The 4,824-nt window shown below is 36.9% G+C and carries 2 protein-coding genes; one reads left to right on the top strand and one right to left on the bottom strand.

Translation table 11 applies throughout. From position 1 onward, the window contains the following. Nucleotides 1-506: 506 nt before the first annotated feature. Complete coding sequence (locus F6K27_RS32415) at nt 507-2,456, top strand: lipoxygenase family protein (RefSeq protein ID WP_287279998.1); 1,950 nt, start codon at nt 507-509, stop codon at nt 2,454-2,456. Nucleotides 2,457-2,903: 447 nt separating this feature from the next. Here F6K27_RS32415 and F6K27_RS32410 read toward each other — a convergent pair whose 3' ends face one another. Beyond that, on the bottom strand, nt 2,904-4,319 hold the full coding sequence (locus tag F6K27_RS32410) for a pentapeptide repeat-containing protein (protein ID WP_287279996.1): 1,416 nt from the start codon (nt 4,317-4,319) through the stop codon (nt 2,904-2,906). Between the last annotated feature and the right edge of the window lie 505 nt (nt 4,320-4,824).

The raw sequence follows: 4,824 nt of genomic DNA, 5'->3' as shown, positions 1-4,824 counted from the left end.
GCATCCTTAAAACTTTAACCTTTAGCGATCGCCTAATTTATGAAAAATACAGCTCATACAGTTACTTTTATGTTACATTATCAATATTTATGTAATATGTAAAGATGCCAGCGCTCATTGCTATACTAACAAAATATATCTGTTTTCATTTGAGTTTTTCCCAACCTCAGTTATTTCCCAACAACTCTAATAATTAATTATTGAAGCACTGACAATAAATGTAAGGTTTTGTGCGTAACGCTACCTCTAACAAACCCTACCAATAGCCTTAATGAAGAGTGGTTTTTATGCCATAGTCAGGCTCAAATACTAATATAGCAAATAGAACTTTTATTTCCTACAGGACTTACGCAGGTACTCTACATATAGCAAGGGCGAATGGCATTCACCCCTACAGATGGTGCTTCAAAGGTCAATTTGCGTAAGTCCCGCCCTATTTACTCCTAACTCCTGACTTCTTTTTTGATAAACTATACCTAATTTCTACCAAAAGGCATTTATTAAACATGACTAACTGTCCGACGGATACCACAAGTTCATCAGTAAATCATAATTTAGAAGTAGCCAAACAAGAATATCAATATAACTATAACCACATTCCTCCTGTGGCAATGGTGAATGAATTACCAGAACGAGAAAAACCTTCTAAAGAATGGTTTTTATTATTGGTAAAGAGTATACGTCTTCTATTTGTGAATATCGTAATTACAAACCGAGGAAACCAAGGAAATAAGGGGGTAAGAGACGATGTAATTAAATATATCTTAGAAGTAATCTATAAGCAAATAAAATCAATAAAAATTGGAGAGGATAATAAAATCATACCATTTTTTTTCCAATTATTGTTGAATCAACAATTATTATTAACTCAACAATTGTTGAGTCAAGGAATACCTGACGATTTTCGTGAAATAGATGACCTGTTTGTTTCCATCCTCAGGGAAAATGGTCTGTCAGTACTTAAAGATATTTTGGAGGAAGCTGTAAAAGTATTAGAGGAAGGAAGTCCAGAAGGTCATGCAACCAGTCTTGAAGATTATCAAAAGCTCTTCTCCTATAAAGAGCTATTTCCAGAAACAGGAGGTATACCAAGCATCGCTTATACTTTTGAAGAAGATGAAGTGTTTGCTTATATGCGAGTAGCAGGTTATAACCCCCTAATGATTGAGCAGGTATCAAGTCTTGACGAACGTTTTCCGGTGACGGAGACTCAATATCAGGAAGTTATGGGTAAAGATGATTCATTAGCAGTAGCAGGAAAAGAAGGGCGACTCTATCTAGCAGACTATAAAATTTTGGAAGGTGCTCTTAATGGTACTTATCCTAATAAATACCAAAAGTATATTTATGCTCCTCTAGCTTTATTCGCAGTGCCAAAAGGTTCAGATCCAAACCGTAAATTACGTCCTGTAGCTATTCAATGTGGTCAAACCCCAGGAGCAGATAACCCCATTTTTACTCCCAACTCTTCTAAGTATGCTTGGTTATTTGCCAAAACCGTTGTAGAGATAGTAGATGCTAACTTTCACGAAGCAGTGAGTCATTTAGCTAGAACTCATTTATTTGTGGGATCATTTATTCCACCTACCCATCGCCAACTACCCCAAAATCATTGCTTAAGTCTGCTGTTGCGTCCTCACTTTGAAGGTACTTTAGCAATTAACGATGGTGCTCAGGGAATTTTAATTGCTCCCAAGGGTGGAGTTGATAGTTTACTGTCATCTACTATTGATAACGCTAGTGTTTTGGCGGTGTTAGGGTTACAGAGTTATGGTTTTAATGGAGCTATGTTACGGAAGCAACTAGAGCAACGCGGCGTTGACGATCCTAATTTACTTCCTGTTTATCCTTATCGGGATGATGCTCTGTTGGTGTGGGATGCTATTCATCAATGGGTTTCAGATTATCTGAATCTTTACTATTCTAGAGATGAAGAGGTTCAGGCAGATCGGCGACTGCAAGCTTGGGCAGGTGAAGTTATGGCTTTTGATGGCGCTCGTGTACCTGATTTTGGTGAGGATGGAGGTATTAGGACACTAGAGTATTTGATTAATGCTGTGACGTTAATTATTTTTACTGCTAGTGCTCAACACGCTGCTGTTAATTTTCCCCAGAAAGATATAATGTCTTATGCTCCGGCGGTTCCATTAGCTGGTTATTTGCCTAGTTCAATTCTCAAAGGTGAAGTAAGCGAGCAAGATTATTTGGATCTGCTGCCACCTCTAGAGCAGGCACAAGGACAACTGAATCTCACATATTTACTGGGGTCTGTCTATTACACGAAACTGGGTGAGTATTCAAAAAATCATTTTACTGATTCCAAGGTGAAACCTCTACTGGAGAAGTTTCAGGAAAATCTGAACCAGGTTGAAGCAACTATTGAGCAGCGCAATTTTAATCGCCCACAGTATAGGTATTTGCTGCCTTCTCAAATTCCCCAGAGTATTAATATCTAATATCATATCCGGATAATTAGTGATAAGAAAACTCTCTCCTTCTTCTCCTGTTCTTCTTCTTTCTTCCCTCCTGACTCCTGACTCCTGACTCCTGACTGCTCCGTAGTTATTTATTTATCACTGTTCAACCGGACATGATATAAAAGACATCTCCTCCAAAAGAGGGAGTAGGGAGTAGGGAGCAGGGAGTAGGGAGAAATAATTGATGAGTAAGAGTGGGATAATTGATTTTATGTTTTATTATTGGAGATGTCTAAAGATTATAAGTACCTGTGCAAAATTAATTTAACATTGGTCAGTAGGAAGCTCTTAAAAGGGAATAGGGAATAGTAAAATTTCAACGCTTAAAGATTTAAAGGGAGAAGGTTTTTGATCACGAATTATCCCTGTTCCCTACTCCCTAAATTTCTGATTGTGGTTATTCAAAGAGAGATGATATCGGAGGACTCACTTTGTATCAATAATTGAAGGTTGAACAATGCTATCATTTGATTTTCCTTCCAAAAAATTAGGACCCATCAGATGAACGCCATTATGATTAATATTAGTTACTTTCGTGCCATAACTACGAAGATTTTGATTCTTTGTTTTATGACTTGCTCTTTGCAATTTCTCTTGAGTTTCTTTGTCTAATTTAGTGTTTTGATCTATGAATGTACCAGTTAAGTCAGCATCACTTATATCAGCACACCACAATTGTGCAGCACAAAGATTTGCATGACTGAGATTAGTATTATTTAAACCTGCATGAGACAAGTTAGCATTAGTTAGGTTAGCATTACTTAAATCTGCATCACTGAGAATAACTCCACTGAGGTTAGCGTGAGTTAGGTTTGCACCAACGAGGTTAGCTGAGGATAAATCTGCATCTGTGAGATTCGCAGACGAAAGATTAACACCACTGAGGTTAGCTGAGGATAAATCTACTCCACTGAGGTTAGCACCAGACAAATCAACTTGACCAAGTTCAGCATGATTCAAATTTGCATAGGCTAGATTAGCAACTGCCAAATCTGCACCTATTAAATTAGCGTTGCTGAGGTTAACATCTGTAAGATTGGCATTATTTAAACAAGCACCACCCAAGTTAATACCACTGAGGTTAGCATCTATTAGTTTTGCATTTTTGAGATAAATACCACTGAAATCTGCATCTGTTAGCACTGCACCTTGAAAATTGACAGGATTCAAATCAAGTCGCTTTTGTACTGAAGTAATAGCTGTTTCAATTTTACCAAAAAACTCTGGTTGAGGCAGACTCTCAACACGATTATTCAAAATTTGCAGATTTCTACTAATATGACCAAATTTACTTTCTAAGGGTGCTATGGCAGCAGCTCTATCTTGTAACTCCTCAATGGCTGAAACTGCCCAAGGTAAGCGTTGACTGATTATTTCTTTCTGCTGACGTTCTAATGGTTCTAAACGTTGAATGAGTTGTTGTAGTTCAGTTGGTATTGACTCTATAGCTTCTTGTAATTTATGCCTTTGTTGCTGAGTTTGCTGCTCTAAGGTTTCCCTTCCAGCGACTAATTTTTGATTCAGCTGTTCTGTTATTACTTCTAATTTCTTTTCTTGGTCCTCAGTTTGAAGATTCAGTTTTTCTTGCAACTTAGATGTCTGACTATCAATTCTATCCAAATCTTCTAAGAAGGTTTTCTGAATATCTGTAAGCGCCACTGTTTGTTCTTGTTGTTGCAATTTATCTAGCCGCTTTCTATTAGCTACACTTGCAGACAAGGCCAAAGTCAAAGGTGCTGCTGTGTATATTGCCTGTCCAGAAGTAACTGAAGCAATGGTTCCTAAAACTGAACCTGCTAGGCAGACATATTCACTTATATCTAACCAATGTTGCTTACTCATAGTATTTTTTCCTTATTCTCATTTTTATACTACTTTTTTTCTAATTTAGCTAAAGTCTAAAAGACTACTTTCATCCTTCAAACCCTCGTCCCCTGAGAACTATGCTTTAATTTTATATTTTTTGGAAGAGGTGCTTATATTGGTAATTCAATAGCAGAAATCTTGATAAAATACAATAGACATCTCCTCCAAAAGAGGGAACAGGGAACAGGCAACAGGGAACAGGGAACAGGGAACAGGGAGGAAGAATTGATAATTTATGGATAATAATTAATTTGATTTTTGATTTTTGGAGATGTCTAATAGACATCTCCAGAAAAGAGGCAGTAGGCAGTAGAGAGAAATAATTGATAATTTCTTTATGAGAATTGATTTTTGGAGATATAGCAATGAGCGCTGGCATCTTTACATATTACATAAATATTGATAATGTAACATAAAAGTAACTGTATGAGCTGTATTTTTCATAAATTAGGCGATCGCTAAAGGTTAAAGTTTTAAGGAT

It is taken from the genome of Okeania sp. SIO2F5 (assembly GCF_010692685.1).
Classification (GTDB): domain Bacteria; phylum Cyanobacteriota; class Cyanobacteriia; order Cyanobacteriales; family Microcoleaceae; genus Okeania; species Okeania hirsuta.
This window is presented reverse-complemented; position numbering and strand designations above follow the sequence as displayed.